The organism is Verrucomicrobiota bacterium (assembly GCA_037139415.1).
Classification (GTDB): Bacteria; Verrucomicrobiota; Verrucomicrobiia; order Limisphaerales; family Fontisphaeraceae; genus JBAXGN01.
In genome coordinates this window covers 16,574-39,260 of sequence record JBAXGN010000033.1, presented here as the reverse complement: position 1 = coordinate 39,260, position 22,687 = coordinate 16,574, and the positions used below count along the sequence as shown (strand labels likewise).

Genomic DNA, 22,687 nt, shown 5'->3' with positions numbered 1-22,687 from the left:
AAAACTATGCCCGGGCGGTTGCTGGTTTAAAAAATGTTTTTTTGATTTGCTTTTGTGCAGGCACGGTTATCGTTTGCCGTGTCGAAACGAATAACAATTATGCTGATGTATTACCCGTTTGGCCTACTGGCTGCTGCCTTGTTGGTTATCCCGTCGGCGATGATCCAAGCCGCTGCGCCGGAAGTGATGCCGGAGCGCACGGTCGTCAGTTGGTCGGCCTGGCCTGCCACCAATCTTCTAACCAAAGGCGCGGAGGCCATGCCGGACAAGGATGGCTGGTTGGTGGTCCAGACGCGGAAAGAGTCAGGCCGCGTTGGCGTGTCTATCCCGATGCCGCCGGATGCCCGGGACTTGGAAGCGTTTGCCGAAGTGGCGGTGCCCGTCCGCAATCTGGGTTCGGAAAACCTGCGGCTTACCTTGCGGGTGGACGATGAGGCCACGGAGAGCCTGCCGACCGTGCAACACCGCAAGGGGATCTTCGAGGCGCTGATTTCGCCCGGTCCGGAGCCGGTGTGGCTGGTGGTGCCGCTGGGGGATAAGCACACGAACCGGCTTGCGGGCAGGTTTATCTCCATGGTCGGGCAGCCGCGCGATTTTATTCGCCGGGGCAGTGTCAACGGCGCCAATGTCACCCGTCTTTCTATCTTCACGCCCGATCCAACCTCCGCCCATCGCTTCGCTGTGGGCCTCGTGATTGCCCGGGGCACACCCGCGCCGTTCCGGGATTGGCCGGAGGCGCGCGTATTTCCCTTCATTGATGAGTTCGGGCAATTCGCGCCGCGCGATTGGCCGGGGAAAATCCATACGGAAACCGACTTTGCCGAGTGCCGGCAACGCGAGACCGCCGATCTCGCCGTCCATGCGCGGCCGGTGGATTGGGATCGCTACGGCGGTTGGGCGGGCGGTCCCCAACTCAGTGCCACCGGCTTCTTCCGCGCTGAGAAATATCAAGGCGCGTGGTGGATGGTGGACCCCGAGGGTCGCCTCTTCTGGTCCCATGGCGTGGTGCGCGTGGGCACCCGCGTTCGGGTCGGCGGCATTTACCACGGCACGCCGTTGCCGGATCGAGAACCCTTCTTTCGCCTACCCGCGAAGGACTCCCCGCTGGGCGTTTTCTACGGCACCCAGCCGCAATCCACGCGCGGCTACTATCTGGGCCGGGATAATCACGCGGTCTATGATTTTCTCGAAGCGAATCTCTGCCGCAAATACGGGACCAACTGGTCGCAGGAGTACGCGGTGCAGGCGCAGCGCCGCCTGGCCAGTTGGGGGTTGAACACCATTGCCAATTCCTCCGACCCGCTCATTTACACCCAGCGCAAAACACCATACACCGCCATTGTGTATTCCGCGCCGCTGGGCCGCGACGAGTTCCGCCTGCAAGGTTCGGGCGGCAACTGGGGCAAGCTGCCCGATCCCTTCGATCCCGGCTGGCGGCAGTTGATGGATCGCACCCTGAGCACCGAATTGAAGGCTTCCCTCGACGATCCTTGGTGCCTGGGGTTCTTCGTGGATAACGAGCTGCACTGGGGCGATACCTGTTATCTGGCCGAGGCCGCGCTTGCCTCGCCCGCCGGGCAATTCGCCAAACAAGCTCTGGTCGCCGGGTTGCAAAAGAAATACGCGGATCTGCCCGCGCTTAACGCCGCCTGGGGCACGGCGTTCCCAACTTGGGACGCGATCCTCGCTGCCACCTCCCTGCCGGATAAAAAGCGTCCGCCGGTGCGCCAGGATCTCGAAGCGTTCAGCGAGCAATACCTCGACGCATACTTTCGCGGCTGCCGCGATGCCATCAAGGCTGCCGCGCCCAATCACCTGTATCTCGGTTGCCGCTTCGCCGGTTCGGGAAACGCCATGGTGATGCGGGTTGCCGCGCAATATTGCGACATTGTCAGCATCAACAGCTATTCCACCTCCGTCACGGACTTGCGTCTGCCCGCTGGGTTGGATCGCCCGATTCTCATTGGCGAATTTCACTTCGACGCGATGGACGCACCGATGCATCCCGCCGGCCTGGTGCTTGTGGCCAACCATACGGACCGCGCCCGCGCCTATATGACGTATGTGCGGAGCGCCCTGCAAAACCCGGCGGTCATCGGCACCCATTGGTTTCAATTCTACGATCAGCCCACCACCGGCCGTTTCGACGGCGAGAATTACCAGACCGGCCTCGTGGACGTTGGTGACACACCGTATTGGGAAACCATCGCCGCCTGCCGTGAGATGGGAAACCGCCTTTACCAAACCCGCGTCCAGAAATTCACCCGCCCCTGACTCAGCCAAGGTCTGTCCTGAAAAATAGAGTAAAACTGTTTGCCGGATTGGGCTGGCGCTTACTTGCGTCGCTGAATAACCACACCGGAATGACGCCATTTTTCGTCGAAGGCGGCGTATGACAATGCGGTCTTCCCGGCCAAGGGATCACCCAATACAATTTCGTTATCATTTACCTCCAATACCGCAACATAATGATCCACAAACAAGCCATATTTGATCACCGCCAGGACCTCACCCGCATTTCTTAACTCCTGGATGGTCTTAAAGAACCGATAATCCGCAGTGATTCCCTGCGCCCCATACTGCGCACTCAGGGTTTCTGCCAGCACATCGGGGGCGGTGCCGATGGCAAAGCTGGTGTGCGCCAGGATGGCGATGGTCCCTTCCTCCGCTTTCAGACCGAGTCGGCGCAGTGCCGTCACCGCCGCTGCCGGACCACACGTGTAATCCGTTTTTTGCAGGCAGACCCCGTCGCGGTTCACATCGGTTTCCAGGCTGGCCAGATGCTTGCGATTGATGGCGGGCCCAAGGAACGGCAGTACAGAAGAGGTGATGACAATCAACGCCATGAACAGGATGACCAAGCCGCGCAGGCGTGGCTGGGTTACCCGCGAAAGCGGAGTAGTCAACAACAACGTGGCAATGAAGCCGCCCAGCGCAAATTCCCGGCGTCCAGCGGTAAGCCAGGAGAAAGGGGGCAGAAAGAACAACGCATTGTTTTGCTGCGGCAGCCACAGCAAAAACAGGCAAAATAAGGGCAGGCCATATCCCACGGCCCAATACCATTTAGGCAACCGGGAAAACCAGCGTCCCAGCCACACTCCGGTCAGCGCGAACAAGGTAACACCAAGCGTTTCCAACCATGGATTCATGGGGACAACCTAATACGGCCATCCGAAAAGGAAAGGCGAAACAACGGACATTTTCGTTGGACGTTTTTTGATTGTCTTTTGCGCGGACGCGTTTATCCTTCGCCTTGCGAAACGAGAAATGAGAAACAAACTATGCCGATTTACGAATTTGCGTGTCCCAAGTGCCGGGTAGTCTTCAGCTTCCTCTCGAAGCGGATCAACCCGGAGCGCCTGCCGGTGTGCCCGCGATGCGGAAATAAGAAAATGTCCCGGCAGATGAGTCAGTTCGCTTCGCCCAAAGGGGTGAAGGAACCCGCTGCTCCCAACCCCGCCGGTCCCGAAGGCGGGCCGCCCATGCCGGATTTTGATGATCCAAAAATCGAGCGCGCCCTCAGTCAAATGGAAAGCGACATGGAACACATGGACGAGAATAACCCCAAACACATGGCACAGATGATGGCCAAAATGAAGGAGATGTTACCGCCCGGTTCCATGCCCAAGGAAATGGATATTGCCATCAAGCGCCTCGCTGCCGGGGAAGATCCGGAGAAGATTGAGGCGGACATGGGCGATGTGCTGGGAGATTTCATGGGCGATGAAAGCGCCAAGGGCGGTCCGGGCGCGCCGTATGCGCACGATGGGGGATTGTACGATTATTAAGCGCCCCCGATATGCTTCACTAAGTGCATCTGGGTGGGGAAGGCCAGTTCGATCATTTGTTGGTCGAACTTTTGTTTAATCGCCAGGTTGGTGTCGTGTATCGCGGCGGTAAAGGTTTTGCCATCCGTCTCCTTGCAGTTCAAAATGACCTTGACGATGATAGCTGAGTCAGAGAACTCAGTGAATCCGATGCTCATATCTTCGACGATGTTACAGCGACGATAGGTGTCTTCGAGGATGGTCATCGCCTGTTTAAGCTTGAGCAAGGGCGTTTGATACGGCAGGGCGTAGGTAACGATCTTTTGGACGTTCGGGCGGCGGGTGATGTTGGTGATGATGGCATTCATCATCGTCTTGTTTGGCACGCTGACCAGATGACCTTCCCAATTGCGAATCCGCGTGCTGCGCAGGCCAATCCGCTCGACTACGCCTTCCAGATCCTGAAGTTTGACCACATCCCCCACCTTGAACGGTTTATCGAGAGCGATGGACACAGCGCCAAACAAATTGGCGATGGTGTCCTGCGCGGCCAGCCCAAACGCCAGACCGCCAATGGATAGCGAAGCCAGGATGCTTGTTACATTAATATCCAGGTTTTGCAGCGTCATCAAGACCGCAACGACCACAATGGCCCACTTCAGGGCCTTGCCAAAGGTGGGAAATAATTGGGCGTCGAAACCGTCGCCGTCCCCCTGGTATTTCTTGCGCAAGTACAGGACAAACATATCTACCGCTCGGGTGAACATGTACGTGATGGACCAAGCCAGGACAATTTTCAAACCCACGCTGACATAGTGGTCCACCCAATGGGGATAATTGAAGACATTCAGCCCCACATGCAACAGAATGATAAAACAAACCATCTTGATCGGGCCGCGCAGCAAGTGAATCATGCGGTCCCGGACTTCATTCTGCCCTTCCAAAGCACGCCGTTCGACAATCGTCTTGAAGAGATAATCCACTGCCATCACCATTAGAATAGTCAGGCCGATATAGATAATGGAGGCGAGGTATTGCCAGAGGGGGATGTTTAAAAACGAAGTTTGGAGACACTGGACATTTTCCAGCCAGAAGCCAAACGAGTTTCCCATGGTGGGTGACTCAGGGAATGGCGTGACGGTTTTGGCGACCACGTTGGTGGTGGTTTGCGCCTGCGCGCCATTCAACATGAGCACGAGGACACCCATAAACAACAACCAGCTATAAAGCCTAATCTTCATGCGCTCCATTAAAAGACCACCCAAGGCTTCTGACAAGCCGGAATAATTCGCCAAATCATTGCGCATTATCACGGGTACATGCTATCCTTCGCCGATTGGAATGATCGGAGGTGGACTATTTTCCGCCGATTCCAGTTTTTGCCTGCTGGACAAACGGTGTTTATCCGGGATAGGCTTTGCCGAACTGACTCCGGCACCATGCGAGTCTGAAACATTATGGCAATGAAGGCTTTGATTAAGTTGAGTGTTATATTGGGACTGTTACTCGCACTGGCACACCCAGCGCGGGCAGCGGATGATTTGGCGGTGCTTGCCAACGGTGGGGGCTCCTATGCCGCACGGATTCCCAAACCGGAAGACCGCGCCATTGCCCGGGTCATCGCGGGTCTGCTGGAAAAAGTTCACTACACCAAACATCCGTTGGATGCGGAGTATTCCGGCAAGTTTCTCGACAAATATCTTGATGCGTTGGATCCCTCGCACATGCTTTTCCTGCAATCAGATCTGGAGGAGTTTGAGAAGTATCGCGCCACCTTGGGCGATCTCACCCGCCGGTTGGGGGATACCCTGCCCGCCGAAATTATTTTCGCGCGCTTCATGGAGCGCAGCGACCAGCAGGCCGTCTATGTCACCAACTTGGTGGCCACCGAGAAATTTACCTTTGATACGGACGAGCGGTATATTTTTAACCGTCGGGATGTGCCACGTCCCAAAGACCTCACGGCGGCCAAAGCACTCTGGAAGGAGCGTCTCCGTTTTGAATTTTTGCAGGACAAGCTGAACAAGGAAAAGCCGGAGGTAATCGTAAAAAACATTGTGCGCCGGTACGCCCGGCAGTTGCGCATGTTGAGAGAGCTGGACACCGATGAAGTGTTGCAAATCTACATGACGGCGCTTACGCATTGTTACGATCCGCATTCCGAATACATGGGCAAGCCCGCCTTGGAAAACTTTAACATCAGTATGCGCCTTTCGCTGTTCGGCATTGGCGCGTTGCTGCGCTCAGAAGATGGTTTCTGCAAGATTGTGGAATTAACGCCCGGCGGTCCTGCGGACCGCAGCAAAAAATTCAAACCCAATGACCGCATTGTGGCGGTGGCCCAGGGGACCAATGAATGGGTGGATGTCGTGGACATGAAGTTGAACAAGGTGGTCGAACAGATCCGCGGCCCCGAAGGCACCGAGGTGCGCCTGCGCGTGATCCCAGCCGACGCCCCCAACGAGGGCGACCGCAAGGAAATCACGATCATCCGGGAAAAAATCAAAATGGATGAGGCAGAAGCCAAAGCCAAGCTCATTGAATTGCCGGCGGAAAACGGCAAGCCAGCGCATCGTCTGGGGATCATTGATCTGCCCTCATTCTATGCCGACTTGGGAAATCGGCAAGCGGGGCGCAAGGATTGCACGGATGACGTAAATAAACTTTTGCTTAAACTGGTTGCTGAAAACGTGGAAGGGGTGATCCTGGACTTGCGCCGGAACGGTGGTGGCGCACTGGATGACGCGGTCAAAATGTCCGGCCTGTTTATCAAAGATGGCCCAATTGTCCAAGTGCGCGATCCAGACGGCACCATCAACGTGGATAAAGACATTGACCCAAGCATTAGTTACAATGGGCCGCTGATCATTCTCACCAGCCGGTTTAGCGCTTCCGCCTCCGAAATTCTGGCCGGAGCCATGCAGGATTACGGGCGTGCCCTGGTGGTTGGGGATATTTCCACCCACGGCAAGGGCACGGTGCAAATCGTGGAGGGGCTGAATCGTTTCGTCCGGCTTACCAATGATATTGGGGCGCTCAAGTTCACCATCCGGAAATTCTACCGAGCCAATGGCTCTTCCACCCAGTTGAAAGGCGTGACTCCTGACGTTGTGTTGCCGTCCATTAATAACCATGCGGAAGTGGGCGAAGGCCAGTTACCCAACGCCCTGGAGTGGGATACGATTCCCAGCGCCAAATATGACCCCGTCAATTACGTCGCCCCCCAACTTGATGAATTGCGAAAACGATCGGAGGCGCGGGTGGCTGCCGATAAGGATTTTCAATGGCTCCAAAAGGAGATCGCAATCTTTAAGAAGAATCAGAAGGAAAAAAGCGTGTCGTTGAATGAGCAACAGCGGTTGAAGGAGAAAAAGGAAAGCGAAGCCCGCAGCGAAGCCCGCAAGAAAGAGCTGCGCACGCGGCCAGAACCCAGTTACAAAATCTATGATTTCACCCTGAAGAATGTGGATAAGCCCGGTCTTCCTCCGGCGACCGTTAAGACTAATGCGCCGCCTTCGGTTTCCGCCAAGAAGAAGGATGAAAAGAAAAACGAACCGACCAAACCAAAAGATCCCACGCACGGAACCGGAGAGGATTTGGATGAGGATGCCAAAGATGACAGCCCGGTGAATGGCGTGGATGTGACCTTAGAGGAAACCAAACGTATTCTACTGGACATGATTGATTTGTCCGCCAAAAAATAAGAGACTTCCCTGTTATGTTCACTGGCATTGTCGAAGGTACCGGCGTGGTGAAAAAAATCCAGCCGACTGAAAAATCAATTCAACTGACGGTTGCGCCCGGCAAGATCGGACAGGGGCTGAAACTGGGCGACAGCCTGGCCGTCAACGGTTGTTGCTTGACGGTTGTAAAAATCGCTGGCAAAGGCGCCCAACGCACCTTGCAGTTTGATCTATTGCTTGAAACTTGGAATCGCACCAACCTGTCGGTGGCCAAGGTGGGCTCGCTCGTCAACCTGGAACGGTCACTGGCGGCAGATGGCCGCTTTGGCGGACACTTTGTCACCGGTCATATTGATGGCGTGGGCCGGATTATCCGTTGGGAACGTGCCGGACAGGATCATGTGCTGGAAATTTCCGCCCCGCCCGAAGTGATGCGTTACATGGTGTTCAAAGGTTCAGCGGCGGTGGATGGCATCAGTCTAACGGTGGCGGCGGTGACAAAAAAGAGTTTCCGTATTTGGATCATCCCCCACACGTTTGAAGTGACCGCTTTGCGCGAACGAAAAGTGGGCGACTTGGTCAACCTGGAAGCCGACATTCTCGGCAAATACATTGAGCAGATGTTAGCCAATCGTGGATAAAACTACTTGCGAACCAAGGCCGTGGCGATTACGCTGACTGGGCCAAAACGCATTGGAAGTTGTTGTTTGGCATGGATGTTATGGAACGCAGCACCGAAATCGGCTACAACACCAAGGTCGAGGGTGACATAATCGTTACCCGGCTTGATGCTGCCTTGAATTGGTGTCGCAAAAATTCACTCTGGCCGATGCCCATGGGACTGGCTTGTTGCGCTATTGAATTGATGGCCACCGGGGCAAGCCGCTTTGATATTTCCCGTTTTGGCGCTGAAGTGATGCGCTTTTCCCCACGGCAAAGCGATGTGATGATTGTTTCGGGCACGGTGACGTATAAAATGGCCATGGCCGTTAAACGCATCTATGAACAGATGCCCGAGCCCAAGTGGGTGATTGCCATGGGTGCGTGTGCCTCCACGGGCGGCATGTATCGCAGTTACTCCGTATTGCAAGGGGTGGATCAAATCTTGCCGGTGGACGTCTATATTGCCGGATGTCCACCCCGGCCCGAGGCGTTGCTGGATGGTTTGATCCGTTTGCAAGCGAAGGTAAGTAAAGAACACATTATCGGCTCGGGAGGAAAACGTTCGACGTAGCAGGATTATGACGGCATTGGAACCAGCCAAACAATTTAACGTAAAATTCGGCAAGCTACTGCTGGAGCCCACCGAGTTTCGTGGGGAAATCACGCTAGTACTGACGGATTCCGCCTGTATTAGTGAGGTGTGTGGCTTTGCCAAAAGTGATTTGGGCTTTGATTACCTCGTGGATATCAGCAGCGTGGATAATTATGGCGCTGATCCGCGGTGGACGGTGGTCTATGAGTTGTATGGCCTCTCCCATCGCTGCCATTTGCGGATCAAGACTAACGTCAGCGAAGAGAAGTCCGAACTTCCCACGGTTTCAGGTATCTGGCGCACGGCAGACTGGCATGAGCGCGAGATTTACGACATGATGGGTATTCGTTTCACTGGGCACCCGGATTTGCGCCGGATATTGATGTGGGAAGGCTACCCGTTTTATCCCCTGCGCAAGGATTTTCCCTTGGCCGGCAAACCATCTGAAACCGCTGAAGTGGCATTTAGCCGCTCCGCTCCGCTGGAGGGTGGCCCGTTCGTGACAGTGCCGGGCGGCCGGGATTCCATGGAACGTGAACCCCGGGCAAAGACGTTTGATGAATAATGTGCATGGCTGAAGTTCAAGACATACAATTCAGAGATCCGGCGTCCAAGGCAGCCGAGGTGGTCGAACGTCTCTCCGCCGGGCCGTTGCCGGAGGATCTTGGAGAGATTCAGGGGGATAAATTGATCCTCAACATGGGGCCATCCCATCCATCCACGCACGGTGTATTGCGGATCATCTTGGAGTTGGATGGCGAGACGATTGTCAAGGCTACCCCCGACGTGGGCTATCTGCATCGCGGCGATGAAAAGATCGCCGAGAACATGACCTATACCCAGTTTATCCCGTACACGGATCGGCTGGACTATCTGGCGCCGCTGGCCAACAACGTTGCCTACGCACTGGCGGTGGAAAAACTGTTGGGCATTGAAAAACAGTTGCCGCCCCGCTGTCAGTATCTGCGCGTCCTCTGCTGCGAATTGGCGCGCCTTTCTTCGCACCTGCTGGGGATTGGCTGTTTTGCCATGGATTGCGGGGCGATGACGGTTTTCCTGCTGACATTCACCGAACGCGAAAAGATTTATAACCTGATTGAGGCTCTAACGGGAGCGCGGTTGACCACCAGTTACACGCGCATTGGCGGATTATCGCGTGACCTGCCGCCCGGCTGGGTGGATCAATGCCGGAAATTTCTGGGCGAAGTAGTGCTCAATATCAACGAGGTGGATACCTTGTTGACGCGCAATCGCATCTGGGTGGATCGCACCAAGGATATTGGCGTGATCAGCAAACAGGACGCGATTGACTACGGTTTGAGCGGGCCAAATTTGCGCGCGAGCGGAGTGGATCACGATCTGCGCAAGGCGCATCCCTACCTAGTGTATGATCAACTGGAATTTGAAGTGCCGTTGGGTGCCGTAGGGGATTGTTACGACCGCTATTTGGTGCGCATGGAGGAAATGCGGCAGAGTGTGCGCCTTATCCATCAGTGCCTGGATCGTCTGCCGGGCGGCCCGGATAACGCGCTGGGTGAACCGATCAATGTGCCGGATGGCAAAGTGGTGTTGCCGCCGAAGAAAAAGGTGCTGACGAGCATGGAGGAGTTGATTCACCATTTCATGTTGGTCACCGAGGGCGTCAACGCCCCGCCGGGAGAAATTTATTTTGGTGCCGAAAATCCGAAGGGAGAATTGGGGTTCTATATCAATAGTCGCGGTGGCGGCACGCCTTACCGGCTGAAGATCCGTGCTCCATCCTTTGTCAATTTGAGTATCATCCCGCATCTCTTGCCGGGGCACATGATCAGTGATACCACGGCGATTTTAGGGTCCATTGATTTTGTCATGGGTGAGTGTGATCGTTAATAAGACATGAGTTTTTGTCCGCCAACCGAATTGGAAGCTGAAGTGAAAGAACTGCTGACGCACTATCCGCAGAAGCGGAGTGCGTCGCTGATGGTATTGCACGCCATCCAGGAGCGGTTCGGCTACATTTCCAAGGACGCCGTCGAATGGACGGCGCAAAAATTGGGGTTGCAGCCGATTAATGTCTTTGAATTGGTGACGTTTTATCCCATGTTTCTCCAGCAGCCACCCGGTAAATACGTTTTCAAAATATGCCGAACGTTGAGTTGTGCCTTGGGTGGTTCAAAAAAATTACACCACCAGTTGTGTGAGAAGTTCGGATTGAATCCCATGGCGCATGGGTTGCAAACCAGCCCGGACGGCAAATTTTCGGTCGAGTTTGTCGAATGCCTGGCGAGTTGCGGTACCGCGCCAGCCATCATGGTGAACGACGAGTTTTATGATGGTGTCAACCGGGAAAAAGTGGAGCTGATTGTGGCGGATTTGAAATGAGACCATGAGATGCGAACGCCGGAATAATCAAGAATGCATGCATAGAAAACGAGCCATAGCCAGATCGCAGATGAAGGGCAATACGCGCGTTGTGCCAAGCGTGAGTGTTCCTATGCTGCGGCTACGGGCGCATTGCGGCGGACGGATGGGAAAGATAGGTCGAAACCATGTAAAATGGCTGCCCGACATGGATTTGAACCATGACAAACAGATCCAGAGTCTGCTGTGCTACCGTTACACCATCGGGCAGTGCACGGGCATGAATGTACGGGTTTTTATTCAGGAGTCAAGCTGTTGATATGCCGCAAGAATATCGCCTCATTTTAAAGCAGGTGGACCAACCGGGTTATACCCCGGATCTGGACTGCTATTTGCGGCATGGCGGCTACGAATCGCTCAAAAAAGCCCTCGCCCTTCCATCGGTCACTTTACCAGATGGAAAAACCGAAACCGGACCAGAGCAAATCCGCAAGGATGTGATGGTTTCTGGGTTGCGGGGCCGTGGTGGTGCTGGGTTCTCCTGTGGGTTGAAGTGGTCATTTGTGGATCGCCGGACTAACAAACCCATTTATTTGATTTGCAATGCGGATGAATCGGAACCGGGCACTTTTAAGGATCGGCAGATCATTCATAAAGATCCCCATCAATTGATCGAAGGAATGATCATTTCCTGTTACGCCAATGGCGTCAAGTTGGCGTACATATACATTCGAGGCGAATTTGTCGAGGGTGCCAAGATCTTGAATCGTGCCCTGAATGAAGCGCGCGCGCGCGGTTTTCTCGGCAATAACATTCTGGGCAGTGGCTATGATCTGAATATTCACGTGCATCGGGGCGCGGGTGCCTATATCTGCGGCGAAGAAACTGGGTTAATTGAATCGCTGGAGGGCAAGCGCCCATATCCGCGGATCAAGCCGCCTTACTTCCCAGCGGTGCTTGGTCTTTACATGAGTCCAACGATCGTGAATAACGTGGAGACATTGTGTACGGTGAAACACATTGTCGCCATGGGTGGCGCCAACTATGCCAAATTGGGCGCGCCAAATAATACTGGCACCCGCATCGTCAGCTTAAGTGGCCACGTCAACCGCCCCGGCTATTATGAAATTGAAGTGGGCCGGGCCACCCTGGGCGAATTGATCTTCCATGCCAATTTTGGCGGTGGACTGCTCCCCGGCCGCAAGTTAAAAGCGGTGATTCCCGGAGGATCCTCGGCCAAAGTTTTCAAGGCGGGCGAAAAAATTAAAATCAAACGGAAAGGTCCGGATGGCCAGATGACGATGGTTGAAATGGATCCGTTGGATTTGCCTTATGATTTTGACACCATCCAGGCGGCGGGATCCATGTCCGGTTCCAGCGCCATTATTGTGATGGATGACAGCACGGATATCGTGGAAGCACTGGCGAACCTTGCCGAGTTCTACGCCCATGAAAGCTGCGGCCAATGCACCCCCTGCCGTGAGGGTTCGCTCTGGATGAGCAAGGCGCTGCACCGCTTGACGCACGGGCATGGCCGCAAGCAGGATGCGGAATACCTGCTGCACATTGCCAGGAATATTCAAGGCCGGACCGTTTGTGCTTTCGGCGAGGCCTGCGCCTGGCCAGTAATCAGTTTTGTAAATAAGTTTAAGGACGAATTTGAGGCCCGTGGCGCGGCGGATGAAAACCGCCCGCCGGACCATGTGAACTAATGTCGAGTCCCAATCAAAACGAGACCAAGCCCGCGCCGCCACCGGTCGAAAAGATCCAGGTGAAGGTGGATGGTCGCGCCATTGCGGTGCCCAAACTGATGCCGGATTGGACCGGCAAACTGGCGCCCACCACGATGCTGCAAGCCTGTGAACTTGCGGGCGTAACGGTGCCACATTATTGCTTCCATCATCAATTGCCTGCCGCTGGCAATTGTCGCATGTGCCTGGTCGAGTTTGGCACCCCGGTCATCGGGGCAGACCGGAAACCGGTGCTAAATGAAAAGGGCGAGCCAGTCATTCAGCGCTCGACGCTCCCCTACGAGCCGGGCACGCCGCGTGGAGCGATAGCGTGCGCCTCACCAATCTCACCGGGCATGGAGATTTACCCCAATTCGCCCGCTACCAAACAGATGCGTGAGGCGGTGTTGGAGTCGCTGCTAATCAATCATCCGTTGGATTGCCCCATTTGCGATCAAGCTGGCGAATGTAAACTGCAGGAGTACTCGGTGGAACACGGCCAGGCCGCCAGCCGTTTCGTGGAAACCAAGGTACACAAACCCAAGCAGGTGGATCTCGGTCCGCGGATCATGCTGGATGATGAGCGCTGCGTGCTCTGCACTCGCTGTGTCCGGTTCACCCGTGAAATTGTGAAAGATGACGCCTTGGGCATCATCAACCGGGGCAGTTATAACACCATTGCCGCTTATCCTGGCCGTCAGTTTGATAATAATTACACGCTGAATACAGTGGATATTTGCCCTGTGGGCGCGCTGACCTCAAAGGATTTCCGATTCCAAATGCGGGTTTGGTTTCTGAAAGAAACCAAAAGTATCTGCACCAGTTGTGCTACGGGTTGTAATATCCTCATCGGTTCGCGCGAGGGCAGGATTTACCGCTTTACGCCCCGGGAAAACGTCGCCGTCAACTCGTGCTGGATGTGTGACTTCGGACGCTTGAATTACAAGTGGATTGGATGCCCGGACCGCTTGAAAACGGTGCTAGGTCCACAGGGAAAACCATTGGCGTGGGATGAGGCGACTAAGGCCATTGCCATACTGCTGGGCAATTCGGCCAAAGGCTCGGTTGCCGTGGTTGCTTCCGCACGGCAGAGCACCGAGGAATTGTATCTGCTCGGCAAACTGATCCGGCACTTGGGGGCGATGAGTGATGCGGTGGCGCGGGAGGGGGATGAGGATCGCCTGCTGGTCAGTTTCGATAAAAACCCCAACAGCGTTGGCGCTCGATTGACGGGCATCAGTTACACAGAGGTGGGCATCAAACTGCCGAATATCGCACGGGCCATCGGTGAAGGGAAAATTAAAACCCTGATCGTCTTTGGTGAGGATGTGACCAAGCACGGTATTGGCGAGAATTTACTAAAGAAGCTGGACACCTTGATCGTCAGCGATATTTTGCCAAACGAAACCACCAAACTGGCTCACTACCTGTTGCCTGGGTGCGCCACTGCGGAAAAACGTGGTACCTTGATCAACACCAAAGGCCGTTTGCAAAAGTTTTGGCCGGCGGTGGATGCGCCCGGCGTGGCCCGCCCGGAAGTGGAGTTTCTCTCCACGATTGTACATAATGTGTTGGGGCAAAGCGTGCCGACCACCATGGAAGGATTGTTCAACCAGATGGCGGCGGAAATCCCGGCCTTGAAGGGGTTGAAGTGGGCGAGCGTGGGCGACTTGGGGGCCGATGTCCTCATTGGATAAAGCGAAGACTATTTGAATGATGGATTGGATTAATAAATTGAGTGAATCACAGCAGTTCCTGCTGTTTAGCGGGGTGAAGGTCCTGGCCGCCTTTGCGGTCCTGATGGGCATTATCGCCTACGTGGTGCTCGTGGAACGGCGGGTGTGCGCGTTCATGCAGGATCGCGTGGGGCCCAATCGCGTGGGGCCTTTCGGATTATTACAGCCGCTGGCGGATGCCGTAAAATCCTTCCTGAAAGAGGACTTCACGCCGGGTCATGTGCGCAAGGTCTATTATTGGCTGGCACCGGCCATTGTATTGATCCCCAGTTTGCTGACCATAGCGGTCATTCCATTTGGCTCCAAGCTGGGCAATCAAGCTATGGTGATTGCCGACCTGAATGTCGGTATTCTTTATACCTTTGGCATCGTGTCCTTGGGCGTTTACGGCATCGTACTGGCGGGGTACGCGGCAAATTCCAAGTATCCGTTCCTGGGCGGCATCCGATCCAGTGCGCAGCTTATCTCCTATGAAATCGCGATGGGCCTGTCGGTTATCCCGATTTTTCTCCTGGCCCGGGATTTGAACTTGAGCAAGGTGATCAGTGCCCAAAGCGGCGTTTCTTTTGGAATTGTGCCGAATTGGTTTGTGTTTCAAAGTCCGATGACCTGCTTGTGTTTTCTCATTTTCCTGGTGGCGGCATTTGCCGAAACGAACCGGTTGCCATTTGACATGCCGGAATCCGAACAGGAACTCGTCGGCGGGTACAATACGGAATACAGTTCCATGAAGTTTGCGCTCTTCTTTATGGGTGAATACGGCAACATGATTGCAGTGTCTGCCATGATGGTCACTTTGTTTTTTGGCGGTTGGACGCTGCCGTTTTTCGGACTGGATAAACCAGCGGATACACTTTTGTTCAGCCTATTGCATGTGGCGATATTCCTCGCCAAGTTATTCTCTTTTTTGGTTTTGTTTGTCTGGGTCCGCTGGATGTTGCCACGGTTCCGATATGATCAATTGATGAATTTGGGCTGGCGTCGTTTTGTTCCGTTGGCGCTGGCAAACATCGTGATAACGGCCGCTTGGCTGTGGTTCAAGGCATGATTGTTGAACGAAAAAAACTGACGTGGTTCGAGCGGCTGTACCTTCCCGCCGTATGGGGCGGCTTTAAGGTCACGGCCCGCCACTTCTATGCCACGGTGTTTAAAGGACAGAACGCTGCGGTACAGACTTCAGGCGGGTATCATCCCGAGATAAAATGGAAAGTGGGCGACGGTTATCGTGGCGCACCGTATTTGGTCAGGGACCAGGAAGGGCGCACCAAGTGCGTTTCTTGCCAACTCTGTGAATTTATTTGCCCGCCCAAGGCCATCAAGATCATCCCGCCCGGCCCTGCTGCAAACCCGGAGACTGGGAATGTGGAAAAAAGGCCCCGGGAATTTGAGATCAACATGCTGCGCTGCATTTTTTGCGGCTTATGCCAGGAGGTCTGTCCGGAAGAGGCCATCTTTCTGAAGCAGGATTACTCGCTCAATGGCCGGAGTCGTCAGGAAATGATTTACAATAAAGAAAAACTTTTAGAACTTGGCGGGGTGCATCAAGACCAGATCATGAAATGGAAAAACAAGGCCGAGGAGGCCGCGCATCAGGAGGCGTTTAAACCATGACCATGGCTCCGCACGATCTGCTATTTTTCCTATTTGCAGGGTTGACCTTGTTGTTTGCCTTCCTGGTGGTGGCGAATCCATTTAGCCGCAGTCCGGTGGCCAGTGCCATGTTCCTGGTGATGACGATCGTGTCTATGGCTGGTCTGTTTGCGCTGCTGCATGCCTTCTTTCTGGCGGCAGTGCAAATTCTGGTCTATGCCGGTGCCGTGATGGTGCTGTTTTTGTTTATCATCATGCTCCTTGATTTGCCGGCTGAAGAGCAGCGTAAAAACCAGATGTATGGACTGGTGTCTGGAATCGTGGCGGTGCTTGGATTGGCCGGCATCCTGATCAAGACTATTTGGTTTGCCGAGCCGATCAAAGCGACCCAGCCAGCGATCGAAGGCGGCACGAAAGCCCTGGGCGCAATGCTGTTTAACTACCAGTTGAAGTCACCCGGATTCCTGTTGCCGTTTGAAATCGTTTCCCTGATTTTGCTGGTAGCCATGGTGGGCGTCATTTTATTGAGCAAGAAAGACCTGAAATAATTGCATGAACATCGGACTCGAACATTATTTGACGGTAAGTGTGGCCATGTTTTGCCTGGGGCTTCTGGGGGTGATCCTGCGGCGCAACTTGCTGGTCATGTATATGTCGTTGGAACTGATGCTGAACGCCGCCAATCTGGCCTTGGTGGCCTTCTCCCGGTTTAACAACAATTTGAACGGGCAACTACTAGTGTTTTTCATCATCACGGTGGCGGCTGCCGAAGTCGCGGTGGGACTCGCTTTGATTGTGGCCTTGTACCGGCGTCGGCAATCCGCGCACGTGGAAGATTTGACCACCATGAAACTATAACGGGATGAATTTTGTTGAAAATATAGCTTGGGTCATTTTGTTGCTGCCGATGGTCGCGGCAACCCTGATCACTCTGTTTACGTTGCGCGATGGTCGCACAAGCGCGGCGTTGTCTATTGCGGCGATTGTGAGTTCGTTTCTGGTCACTTTGGTGCCATTTGTCTTGGTGCGGGAGGCAAATGTTGTTGAAAGCCTTTCCTTTCCTTGGTTGTCGGTGGGTGATTTGAAAATCGAAATGGGGTTGTTGCTTGACCCTTTGAGTGTGTTGATGCTGCTGGTGGTTACCGGCGTGGGCAGCGCCATTCATATTTATTCCTGGGGGTACATGAAGGATGACCCTTCGGTCGGACGCTATTTCGCCGGGCTCAGCCTGTTCACGTTCTCAATGCTGGGCATTGTGCTCGCCAATAACTTGGTGATGATGTTTGTGTTTTGGGAACTGGTGGGGGTATCGAGCTACCTGCTTATTGGGTTCTGGCATCAAAAAGCTTCGGCGGCAGATGCGGCCAAAAAAGCATTCCTCACCAACCGGTTGGGTGATTTTGGCTTTCTGGTGGGAATCCTGTTGGTTTGGGGGCTGACCGGTACCGTAAAATTTAGCGAGTTAGCAGCCAACCTCGGGCGTCATCCCGAACTGCTTGGTGCCTGGACTTGTGTCGCCGGTCTGCTGATCTTCTGCGGGGCGATGGGAAAATCCGCCCAATTCCCACTCCACGTGTGGCTGCCGGACGCCATGGAAGGCCCTACACCGGTCAGCGCCCTAATTCATGCGGCCACGATGGTAGCGGCAGGCGTATATATGCTGTGCCGGGTATTCTTCCTGTACAACCTCCCTCCGGTGTGGCCGGAAAATCTGGCTTTCTTGAATGGTTTCTCCGCGCTGGATTTTATCGCCTGGATCGGCGGTATCACCGCCCTGTTGGCCGCGCTCATCGCGGTGCAGCAAAACGATATTAAGCGCATCCTGGCCTACTCCACCCTTTCCCAATTGGGGTACATGGTTATGGCGGTTGGACTTCACGGTCCATCGCCGGCAATGTTTCACCTGACGACGCACGCGTTTTTTAAAGCACTCTTGTTTTTGGCCGCTGGCTCGGTCATCTATGCACTGCATCACGAACAGGATATTTGGAAAATGGGGGCACTGCGCCGCAAGTTACCGATTACTTGGTTGACGTTTCTGGTCGGCACGCTGGCGCTTTGCGGTATTTGGCCGTTCAGCGGTTTTTACAGCAAGGACGCGATTCTTGCGCAAGCCTGGGAGCATCAACGGGCTTTATTCGTTTTGGGAGTTACGGTGGCTGCCCTAACCAGTTTTTACATGTTCCGGCTGGTATTTGTGGTATTTCTGGGGCCCGTTAAAGACCAGCACGCGGAATCGGCCCACGAATCACCAAAAGTGATGACGATTCCTCTGGTTGTTCTGGCACTATTTTCAGCCATTGCCGCCTTCATTGGCATTGAGTCGCTGCTAGGACGTGTGAAGATGTTTGGGATCGAACATCACACCAGTTCGGTTGTGACCATGCTGTTTGGGCCATTTTTGCACGCACCAGTTGCTGCCGTTTCAGGACTATTCGCAGCCGTCATTGGTTTTCTCCTGGCTTGGGCCTTCTATGGCAAGGCGACTGTTGATCCCCTGCCCCAAAAACTTGGCTGCGTGGCGGTTTGGCTGCGCGATAAGTTTTACTTTGATGAAGTGTATGCCGGCGTCATTGGCTTGACGCATGACGCCATTGCCACGGTGGCAGACTGGTTTGACCGTTGGATCGTATCCGGGCTGGGTGTGCGTGGAGTTCATGCTTCTACGGAGTTCACGGGACGTGCTTTGCGTTTGCTGCAAACCGGGAACCTGCAAACTTATGTCTTTCTGTTCGCCTTGGGAGTGGTGATTGTGTTGTGGAAGATGCTTAAATGATATGAACCTGTCGCTTTTATCGCTTATCATTTTATTGCCCTTCCTCGGCGCGTTGCTGGTCGCCTTACTGCCGCGAAATTACCGGTTCGTCATCCGCATGGTATCCGTGGCATTTACGGCCCTGACCCTGATTGCGGCGGTTTTTCTTTTTGTTCAGTTCAACCCCAAGCTGGATGGCTTCCAATTCATCCAGAAAATACCGTGGGTCCCGTCACTGGGAATCAGCTATCACGTCGGCGTTGACGGCATTAACTTGGGATTGATCCTGATGGGCGCTTTGGTCGCGTTTGCCGCCGCCTGCATCAGCCGTGATATTAAAACCCGGGAGAAAGAATTTTATTTCCTTTTGCTGGTCATGACCGGTGGCATCTTGGGTGCATTTGCGTCGCTTGACCTCTTTTTCTTCTATTTCTTCCACGAACTGGCGTTGGTGCCTACCTTCATCATGATCGGCGTATGGGGACATGGCGAACGGAAAAATTACGCCACCTTTCAGATTACCCTTTACCTGAGCTTGGGTGCGCTGATTGCCTTGGTCGGGTTGATCTTGCTCTACCTGAAGGGCGGGGCGCGCACCTTTGACATGGTGGAACTGGCGAAAAACATTCAAGCCCGCCCGTTATCCATTGCCGATCAAGAACTCATATTCCCGTGGCTCTTGTTTGGTTTTGGTATTCTGGTTTCGCTTTGGCCGTTCCATTCCTGGGCTCCGCTGGGTTATGCCAGCGCTCCGCCTGCCACCGCCATGCTTCATGCCGGAGTACTGAAAAAATTCGGCTTGTACGGTTTGTTGCGGGTGGCGTTACCCTTGATGCCGCAGGCGGCGCAGTATTGGATGCAATGGCTGGCTGTTTTGGCGCTGGGCAATATTCTTTACAACGGTTGGGTGGCGATGCGCCAGCGCGACTTGAATCTGCTTATTGGTAATTCCAGCGTGGCGCACATGGGCTTTTGTTTCCTTGGGATAGCCAGCTTGACCTTGATCGGGGTGACCGGTTGCGTGATGGTCATGGTGGCCCATGGGTTATTGGCCGCCCTGACGTTTGCGTTGAGCGGTCATATCCGGCAGGAAACCGGCACCTTGGAGATCAACACTCTGGGTGGGCTGTTGCAACGCATGCCCTTTGCGGGTGCCTTGCTGGTCATGGCCATGATGGCGGGTTGCGGTTTACCAGGGTTTGGCAATTTTGCGGGCGAGATACTGGTCCTGTTTGGCGCTTGGAGTGGCCTATCATATATCGTCGTCTTCGCAGCATGGGGCGCGCTGATTATTGGTGCAGTGTATATGTTGCGGGCGGTGCGTAACGTATTGCACGGTCCATTACCAGAAGCTTGGAACAAAGTTAGGGACGCCGGTTACACCGAGCCCGACATGCCTTCAGCCATGGCTATGCCGCTCGGGCTATGGCGAAAATTGCCTTATGGTTTACTGCTTGCGGCCTTGCTGGCATTGGGAGTTTATCCGCCATTATTGACGAAAGCCATCGAACCAGCGGCGCGCCAAATCGTGAATAGGTCCAATAATGAATGGACCGCAAAACCGGTCAAAAAGATGGAAAAAACTTCTTTGAAAACATCGGGCAAAAAAGCCCGCAGCCAACTTGAAAAATAGCCGAACGGGATGAACGCAACTTTACTTAGCTTGGAAATCATCGTGGTGACGCTGGCGCTGGCGTTGCTGCTGGTGGATTTGTGGATCGCGCCAGCCTATCGGCGCTGGCTTGGGTATGTCGGGGCGGCAGTGCTGTTTATGGTCTGGGCCTTCACGTTTACCATGGATACCAGTGCCCCGGAACACGCTTTCGGCACCGCCTACGTGATGGATGACTTTGCCTTGTTTTTCAAGCGGCTATTTTTGTTGGCGGGGGCCGTTGTTCTAATCATGTCGGTGGAGTTTTCGGACCAGATACAGACCGGCATTACAGAGTTTTACGCATTGGTCCTATTGGCTTTGTCAGGCATGATGTTCGCCGCCTCCGCTAACAGTTTTGTCATGCTCTTTGTCTCCTTGGAGTTGATTACCATCACCTTCTATGTCCTTACCGGTTTTCTGCGCAGTCGGGTGCAATCGCTGGAGGCCAGCGTCAAATACTTGATTCTAGGTGCGTTGGCATCGGCGTTCATGGTTTTTGGCATCGCCATGGTCTTTGGGACTACGGGCACCTTGGATTTTGGTGAACTATCCGTCAAGCTGACCAGCAAAACTCCATTGGCGCAACCTATCCTGTTTAATTTGGGCATGTTGCTGATCCTGGCGGGGTTGGGGTTCAAAATCGCCGTTTTCCCGTTCCAATTCTGGGTGCCGGATGTCTATCAGGGGGCACCCACTCCAGTCACCGCCTTTCTGGCCATTGGTTCCAAGGCGGCTGGGTTTGCGCTTTTAGTGCGCCTGCTCTATGGGGTCATCCCCAAATTCGCATGCAGTTGGCTGCACCTGCTCATTGGGTTGTCGGCGTTGACGATTTTATACGGTAATCTGTGTGCCTTGCCGCAACGCAATCTTAAACGCTTGCTGGCCTATTCGGGCATCGCCCATGCCGGGTACTTACTGATGGGGTTTTCCACCTTGAACCAAGCGGGGAATCAAGCGGGTATTGTCGCCATGTTATTTTACCTGCAAGCATACTTGTTCACGGTGCTGGCCGCGTTCGCGGTCATTACCATCGTGCTGCGGCAACTGGAATCCGAGGATATTGGCGGCCTGGCTGGGTTGCATCAACGCTCACCATTCCTGGCAGCGACGATGACGCTGGCAATGATTTCGCTGGCCGGAATACCACCGTTGGCCGGCTTCTTTGGCAAGTTCTTGCTTATCAAAGCCGTCTTGCAACAAGGGGCAACGAATAGTGCATTTTATTGGCTCGCGGGGATTGCGGTGGCCGGCGTCGTCATGTCGTTCTGGTACTATTTCGGCGTGATTCGCGCCATTTATTGGGCCAAGGATGCCACTGACCTTTCTCCAGTCGAAATTTCATTTCCCATGCGGATGGCGTTGGTCGTATGCATTATCGGCATGCTCTATCTCGGTTTGATGCCCAATCTTCCGCTCGGTTTAGCGGAACAAGGCACGGCGGGTTTGCGGTAACCGGTCAGGACTTTGAGCCGAATATGCTCTGAAATACGACCTCTTTGATTTTCCAAAGGATGGCCATGGTGGTGGCGACTGGCAACAGGGTAAGGAGCAAAAAAAACCATTGATTGGCAGACTGGGGTTGTTGTAGCACTCGCATCCAGTGGGATGGCAGTTGACCAGATTGAACCAACGCGACCACCATGGAGAGTAGCGAAAGGCTGAAGGGAATGGCTACGAGCAAGTATTGATTCAATTGGGTGAACAAGCGGGTTTCCTGCTGTAACCCTTGATCGGGCAGCATCATGGCCAGGCGCAGCATCACATGGTTTAAATAATATAGAAACAGCAGCCCAAACGCCGCCAGCAGCAAGGTGGCGAGATAGAACACATTGGCATCAGGCACTTCGGTGTGCCAGAAAAGGAAAGGCGACAAGCCAGTCAGCACCATTGCCAACATGCGGACGCGATCCACACTCGCCAACCAGATGCGTTCTTGCCGGTGAAAATACCCAATTTGCCAGGTGCCATACAACAATACCCCGTTGACGATGATCGGCAGGATAAAATCAGAGGTTTGTGCCTCCAACCGGTTTTTTAACGCCACATGCACGCAGGTCACGAGCGAAACCGGCAATCCCCAGAACAGCGCTGAGAGCCCTCGCAATAACCGGCCCAGATCGCGCAGCAATTCAGGTGAAGGAGCGGGTTCCGGCATGGTCCATAAAGCGTGAGTTGTA

The 22,687-nt window shown here is 54.3% G+C and carries 20 protein-coding genes and 1 tRNA gene; 17 read left to right on the top strand and 4 right to left on the bottom strand.

The genetic code is table 11. The annotated features are described in order from the left end of the window. The first annotated feature begins 99 nt into the window (after positions 1-99). A complete protein-coding gene (locus tag WCO56_07980; GenBank protein ID MEI7729496.1) occupies positions 100-2,274 on the top strand; it encodes a beta-galactosidase in 2,175 nt (724 codons plus the stop codon). A gap of 59 nt (positions 2,275-2,333) precedes the next feature. On the opposite strand, the gene WCO56_07975 is transcribed toward WCO56_07980, so the two are convergent. Then, positions 2,334-3,149, bottom strand: coding sequence for a cysteine peptidase family C39 domain-containing protein (locus WCO56_07975; protein MEI7729495.1), 816 nt, complete (start codon positions 3,147-3,149; stop codon positions 2,334-2,336). A 132-nt stretch (positions 3,150-3,281) separates the two neighbouring features. Here WCO56_07975 and WCO56_07970 point away from each other — a divergent pair, with 132 nt between their 5' ends. After that, positions 3,282-3,788 carry a zinc ribbon domain-containing protein gene (locus tag WCO56_07970; protein MEI7729494.1) on the top strand — a complete coding sequence of 169 codons (507 nt, stop codon included), beginning with the start codon at positions 3,282-3,284 and terminating at the stop codon, positions 3,786-3,788. Here the strand turns inward: WCO56_07970 and WCO56_07965 are convergent. Beyond that, a complete protein-coding gene (locus tag WCO56_07965; protein MEI7729493.1) occupies positions 3,785-5,008 on the bottom strand; it encodes a mechanosensitive ion channel family protein in 1,224 nt (407 codons plus the stop codon). The genes WCO56_07970 and WCO56_07965 overlap by 4 nt on opposite strands. A gap of 222 nt (positions 5,009-5,230) precedes the next feature. Here WCO56_07965 and WCO56_07960 point away from each other — a divergent pair, with 222 nt between their 5' ends. The 6 genes from WCO56_07960 to WCO56_07935 all read left to right on the top strand — a co-directional run bounded on the left by WCO56_07960 (position 5,231) and on the right by WCO56_07935 (position 11,066). Continuing rightward, entirely contained in the window at positions 5,231-7,471 is a 2,241-nt protein-coding gene (locus WCO56_07960) for a carboxy terminal-processing peptidase (protein ID MEI7729492.1), read from the top strand. Between the two features lie 14 nt (positions 7,472-7,485). Then, positions 7,486-8,091, top strand: a complete 606-nt coding sequence (locus tag WCO56_07955; protein MEI7729491.1) for a riboflavin synthase — start codon at positions 7,486-7,488, stop codon at positions 8,089-8,091. A gap of 80 nt (positions 8,092-8,171) precedes the next feature. Continuing rightward, on the top strand, positions 8,172-8,684 hold the full coding sequence (gene nuoB / locus WCO56_07950) for an NADH-quinone oxidoreductase subunit NuoB (GenBank protein ID MEI7729490.1): 513 nt from the start codon (positions 8,172-8,174) through the stop codon (positions 8,682-8,684). A gap of 7 nt (positions 8,685-8,691) precedes the next feature. Then, entirely contained in the window at positions 8,692-9,270 is a 579-nt protein-coding gene (locus WCO56_07945) for an NADH-quinone oxidoreductase subunit C (protein MEI7729489.1), read from the top strand. A gap of 5 nt (positions 9,271-9,275) precedes the next feature. Then, a complete protein-coding gene (gene nuoD / locus WCO56_07940; GenBank protein MEI7729488.1) occupies positions 9,276-10,574 on the top strand; it encodes an NADH dehydrogenase (quinone) subunit D in 1,299 nt (432 codons plus the stop codon). 6 nt (positions 10,575-10,580) lie between these two features. Then, a complete protein-coding gene (locus WCO56_07935; protein MEI7729487.1) occupies positions 10,581-11,066 on the top strand; it encodes an NAD(P)H-dependent oxidoreductase subunit E in 486 nt (161 codons plus the stop codon). Between the two features lie 175 nt (positions 11,067-11,241). Here the strand turns inward: WCO56_07935 and WCO56_07930 are convergent. Continuing rightward, positions 11,242-11,315, bottom strand: a tRNA-Gln gene (locus WCO56_07930). Positions 11,316-11,365: 50 nt separating this feature from the next. Between WCO56_07930 and nuoF the strand changes: the two genes are divergently transcribed. From nuoF to WCO56_07885, 9 genes are read left to right on the top strand one after another with little or no spacing between them, the layout of a single operon-like run. Next, positions 11,366-12,757 (top strand): NADH-quinone oxidoreductase subunit NuoF, encoded by a 1,392-nt coding sequence (gene nuoF, locus WCO56_07925; protein MEI7729486.1) that lies wholly within the window; start codon positions 11,366-11,368, stop codon positions 12,755-12,757. Next, positions 12,757-14,472 (top strand): molybdopterin-dependent oxidoreductase, encoded by a 1,716-nt coding sequence (locus WCO56_07920; protein MEI7729485.1) that lies wholly within the window; start codon positions 12,757-12,759, stop codon positions 14,470-14,472. The genes nuoF and WCO56_07920 overlap by 1 nt, the downstream gene beginning before the upstream one ends. A 19-nt stretch (positions 14,473-14,491) precedes the next feature. Then, on the top strand, positions 14,492-15,559 hold the full coding sequence (gene nuoH, locus WCO56_07915; GenBank protein MEI7729484.1) for an NADH-quinone oxidoreductase subunit NuoH: 1,068 nt from the start codon (positions 14,492-14,494) through the stop codon (positions 15,557-15,559). Further along, on the top strand, positions 15,556-16,122 hold the full coding sequence (locus tag WCO56_07910; GenBank protein MEI7729483.1) for an NADH-quinone oxidoreductase subunit I: 567 nt from the start codon (positions 15,556-15,558) through the stop codon (positions 16,120-16,122). The genes nuoH and WCO56_07910 overlap by 4 nt, the downstream gene beginning before the upstream one ends. A 2-nt stretch (positions 16,123-16,124) precedes the next feature. Next, positions 16,125-16,649, top strand: a complete 525-nt coding sequence (locus tag WCO56_07905; protein MEI7729482.1) for an NADH-quinone oxidoreductase subunit J — start codon at positions 16,125-16,127, stop codon at positions 16,647-16,649. Positions 16,650-16,653: 4 nt separating this feature from the next. Beyond that, complete coding sequence (gene nuoK / locus WCO56_07900) at positions 16,654-16,959, top strand: NADH-quinone oxidoreductase subunit NuoK (protein ID MEI7729481.1); 306 nt, start codon at positions 16,654-16,656, stop codon at positions 16,957-16,959. Positions 16,960-16,963: 4 nt separating this feature from the next. Then, positions 16,964-18,877 carry an NADH-quinone oxidoreductase subunit L gene (nuoL, locus tag WCO56_07895; protein MEI7729480.1) on the top strand — a complete coding sequence of 638 codons (1,914 nt, stop codon included), beginning with the start codon at positions 16,964-16,966 and terminating at the stop codon, positions 18,875-18,877. A 1-nt stretch (position 18,878) separates the two neighbouring features. Further along, positions 18,879-20,489, top strand: coding sequence for an NADH-quinone oxidoreductase subunit M (locus tag WCO56_07890; protein MEI7729479.1), 1,611 nt, complete (start codon positions 18,879-18,881; stop codon positions 20,487-20,489). A gap of 9 nt (positions 20,490-20,498) precedes the next feature. Continuing rightward, positions 20,499-21,962: an NADH-quinone oxidoreductase subunit N gene (locus WCO56_07885; protein MEI7729478.1), complete on the top strand. Its 1,464-nt coding sequence runs from the start codon at positions 20,499-20,501 to the stop codon at positions 21,960-21,962. Between the two features lie 4 nt (positions 21,963-21,966). Here the strand turns inward: WCO56_07885 and WCO56_07880 are convergent, their stop codons facing one another. Further along, positions 21,967-22,665 (bottom strand): hypothetical protein, encoded by a 699-nt coding sequence (locus WCO56_07880; protein MEI7729477.1) that lies wholly within the window; start codon positions 22,663-22,665, stop codon positions 21,967-21,969. Positions 22,666-22,687: the final 22 nt, after the last annotated feature.

Bases quoted from the DNA above. Each gene is read 5' to 3' on its own strand.
- WCO56_07970 (MEI7729494.1), top strand. From the start codon at position 3,282: ATGCCGATTTACGAATTTGCGTGTCCCAAGTGCCGGGTAGTCTTCAGC.
- WCO56_07945 (MEI7729489.1), top strand. From the start codon at position 8,692: ATGACGGCATTGGAACCAGCCAAACAATTTAACGTAAAATTCGGCAAG.
- WCO56_07965 (MEI7729493.1), bottom strand. From the start codon at position 5,008: ATGAAGATTAGGCTTTATAGCTGGTTGTTGTTTATGGGTGTCCTCGTG.
- WCO56_07880 (MEI7729477.1), bottom strand. From the start codon at position 22,665: ATGCCGGAACCCGCTCCTTCACCTGAATTGCTGCGCGATCTGGGCCGG.
- WCO56_07975 (MEI7729495.1), bottom strand. From the start codon at position 3,149: ATGAATCCATGGTTGGAAACGCTTGGTGTTACCTTGTTCGCGCTGACC.
- nuoL (MEI7729480.1), top strand. From the start codon at position 16,964: ATGAATTTTGTTGAAAATATAGCTTGGGTCATTTTGTTGCTGCCGATG.
- WCO56_07960 (MEI7729492.1), top strand. From the start codon at position 5,231: ATGAAGGCTTTGATTAAGTTGAGTGTTATATTGGGACTGTTACTCGCA.
- nuoH (MEI7729484.1), top strand. From the start codon at position 14,492: ATGGATTGGATTAATAAATTGAGTGAATCACAGCAGTTCCTGCTGTTT.
- WCO56_07935 (MEI7729487.1), top strand. From the start codon at position 10,581: ATGAGTTTTTGTCCGCCAACCGAATTGGAAGCTGAAGTGAAAGAACTG.
- nuoF (MEI7729486.1), top strand. From the start codon at position 11,366: ATGCCGCAAGAATATCGCCTCATTTTAAAGCAGGTGGACCAACCGGGT.
- WCO56_07905 (MEI7729482.1), top strand. From the start codon at position 16,125: ATGGCTCCGCACGATCTGCTATTTTTCCTATTTGCAGGGTTGACCTTG.
- nuoK (MEI7729481.1), top strand. From the start codon at position 16,654: ATGAACATCGGACTCGAACATTATTTGACGGTAAGTGTGGCCATGTTT.
- WCO56_07955 (MEI7729491.1), top strand. From the start codon at position 7,486: ATGTTCACTGGCATTGTCGAAGGTACCGGCGTGGTGAAAAAAATCCAG.
- nuoD (MEI7729488.1), top strand. From the start codon at position 9,276: ATGGCTGAAGTTCAAGACATACAATTCAGAGATCCGGCGTCCAAGGCA.
- WCO56_07910 (MEI7729483.1), top strand. From the start codon at position 15,556: ATGATTGTTGAACGAAAAAAACTGACGTGGTTCGAGCGGCTGTACCTT.
- WCO56_07890 (MEI7729479.1), top strand. From the start codon at position 18,879: ATGAACCTGTCGCTTTTATCGCTTATCATTTTATTGCCCTTCCTCGGC.
- WCO56_07920 (MEI7729485.1), top strand. From the start codon at position 12,757: ATGTCGAGTCCCAATCAAAACGAGACCAAGCCCGCGCCGCCACCGGTC.
- nuoB (MEI7729490.1), top strand. From the start codon at position 8,172: ATGGAACGCAGCACCGAAATCGGCTACAACACCAAGGTCGAGGGTGAC.
- WCO56_07885 (MEI7729478.1), top strand. From the start codon at position 20,499: ATGAACGCAACTTTACTTAGCTTGGAAATCATCGTGGTGACGCTGGCG.
- WCO56_07980 (MEI7729496.1), top strand. From the start codon at position 100: ATGCTGATGTATTACCCGTTTGGCCTACTGGCTGCTGCCTTGTTGGTT.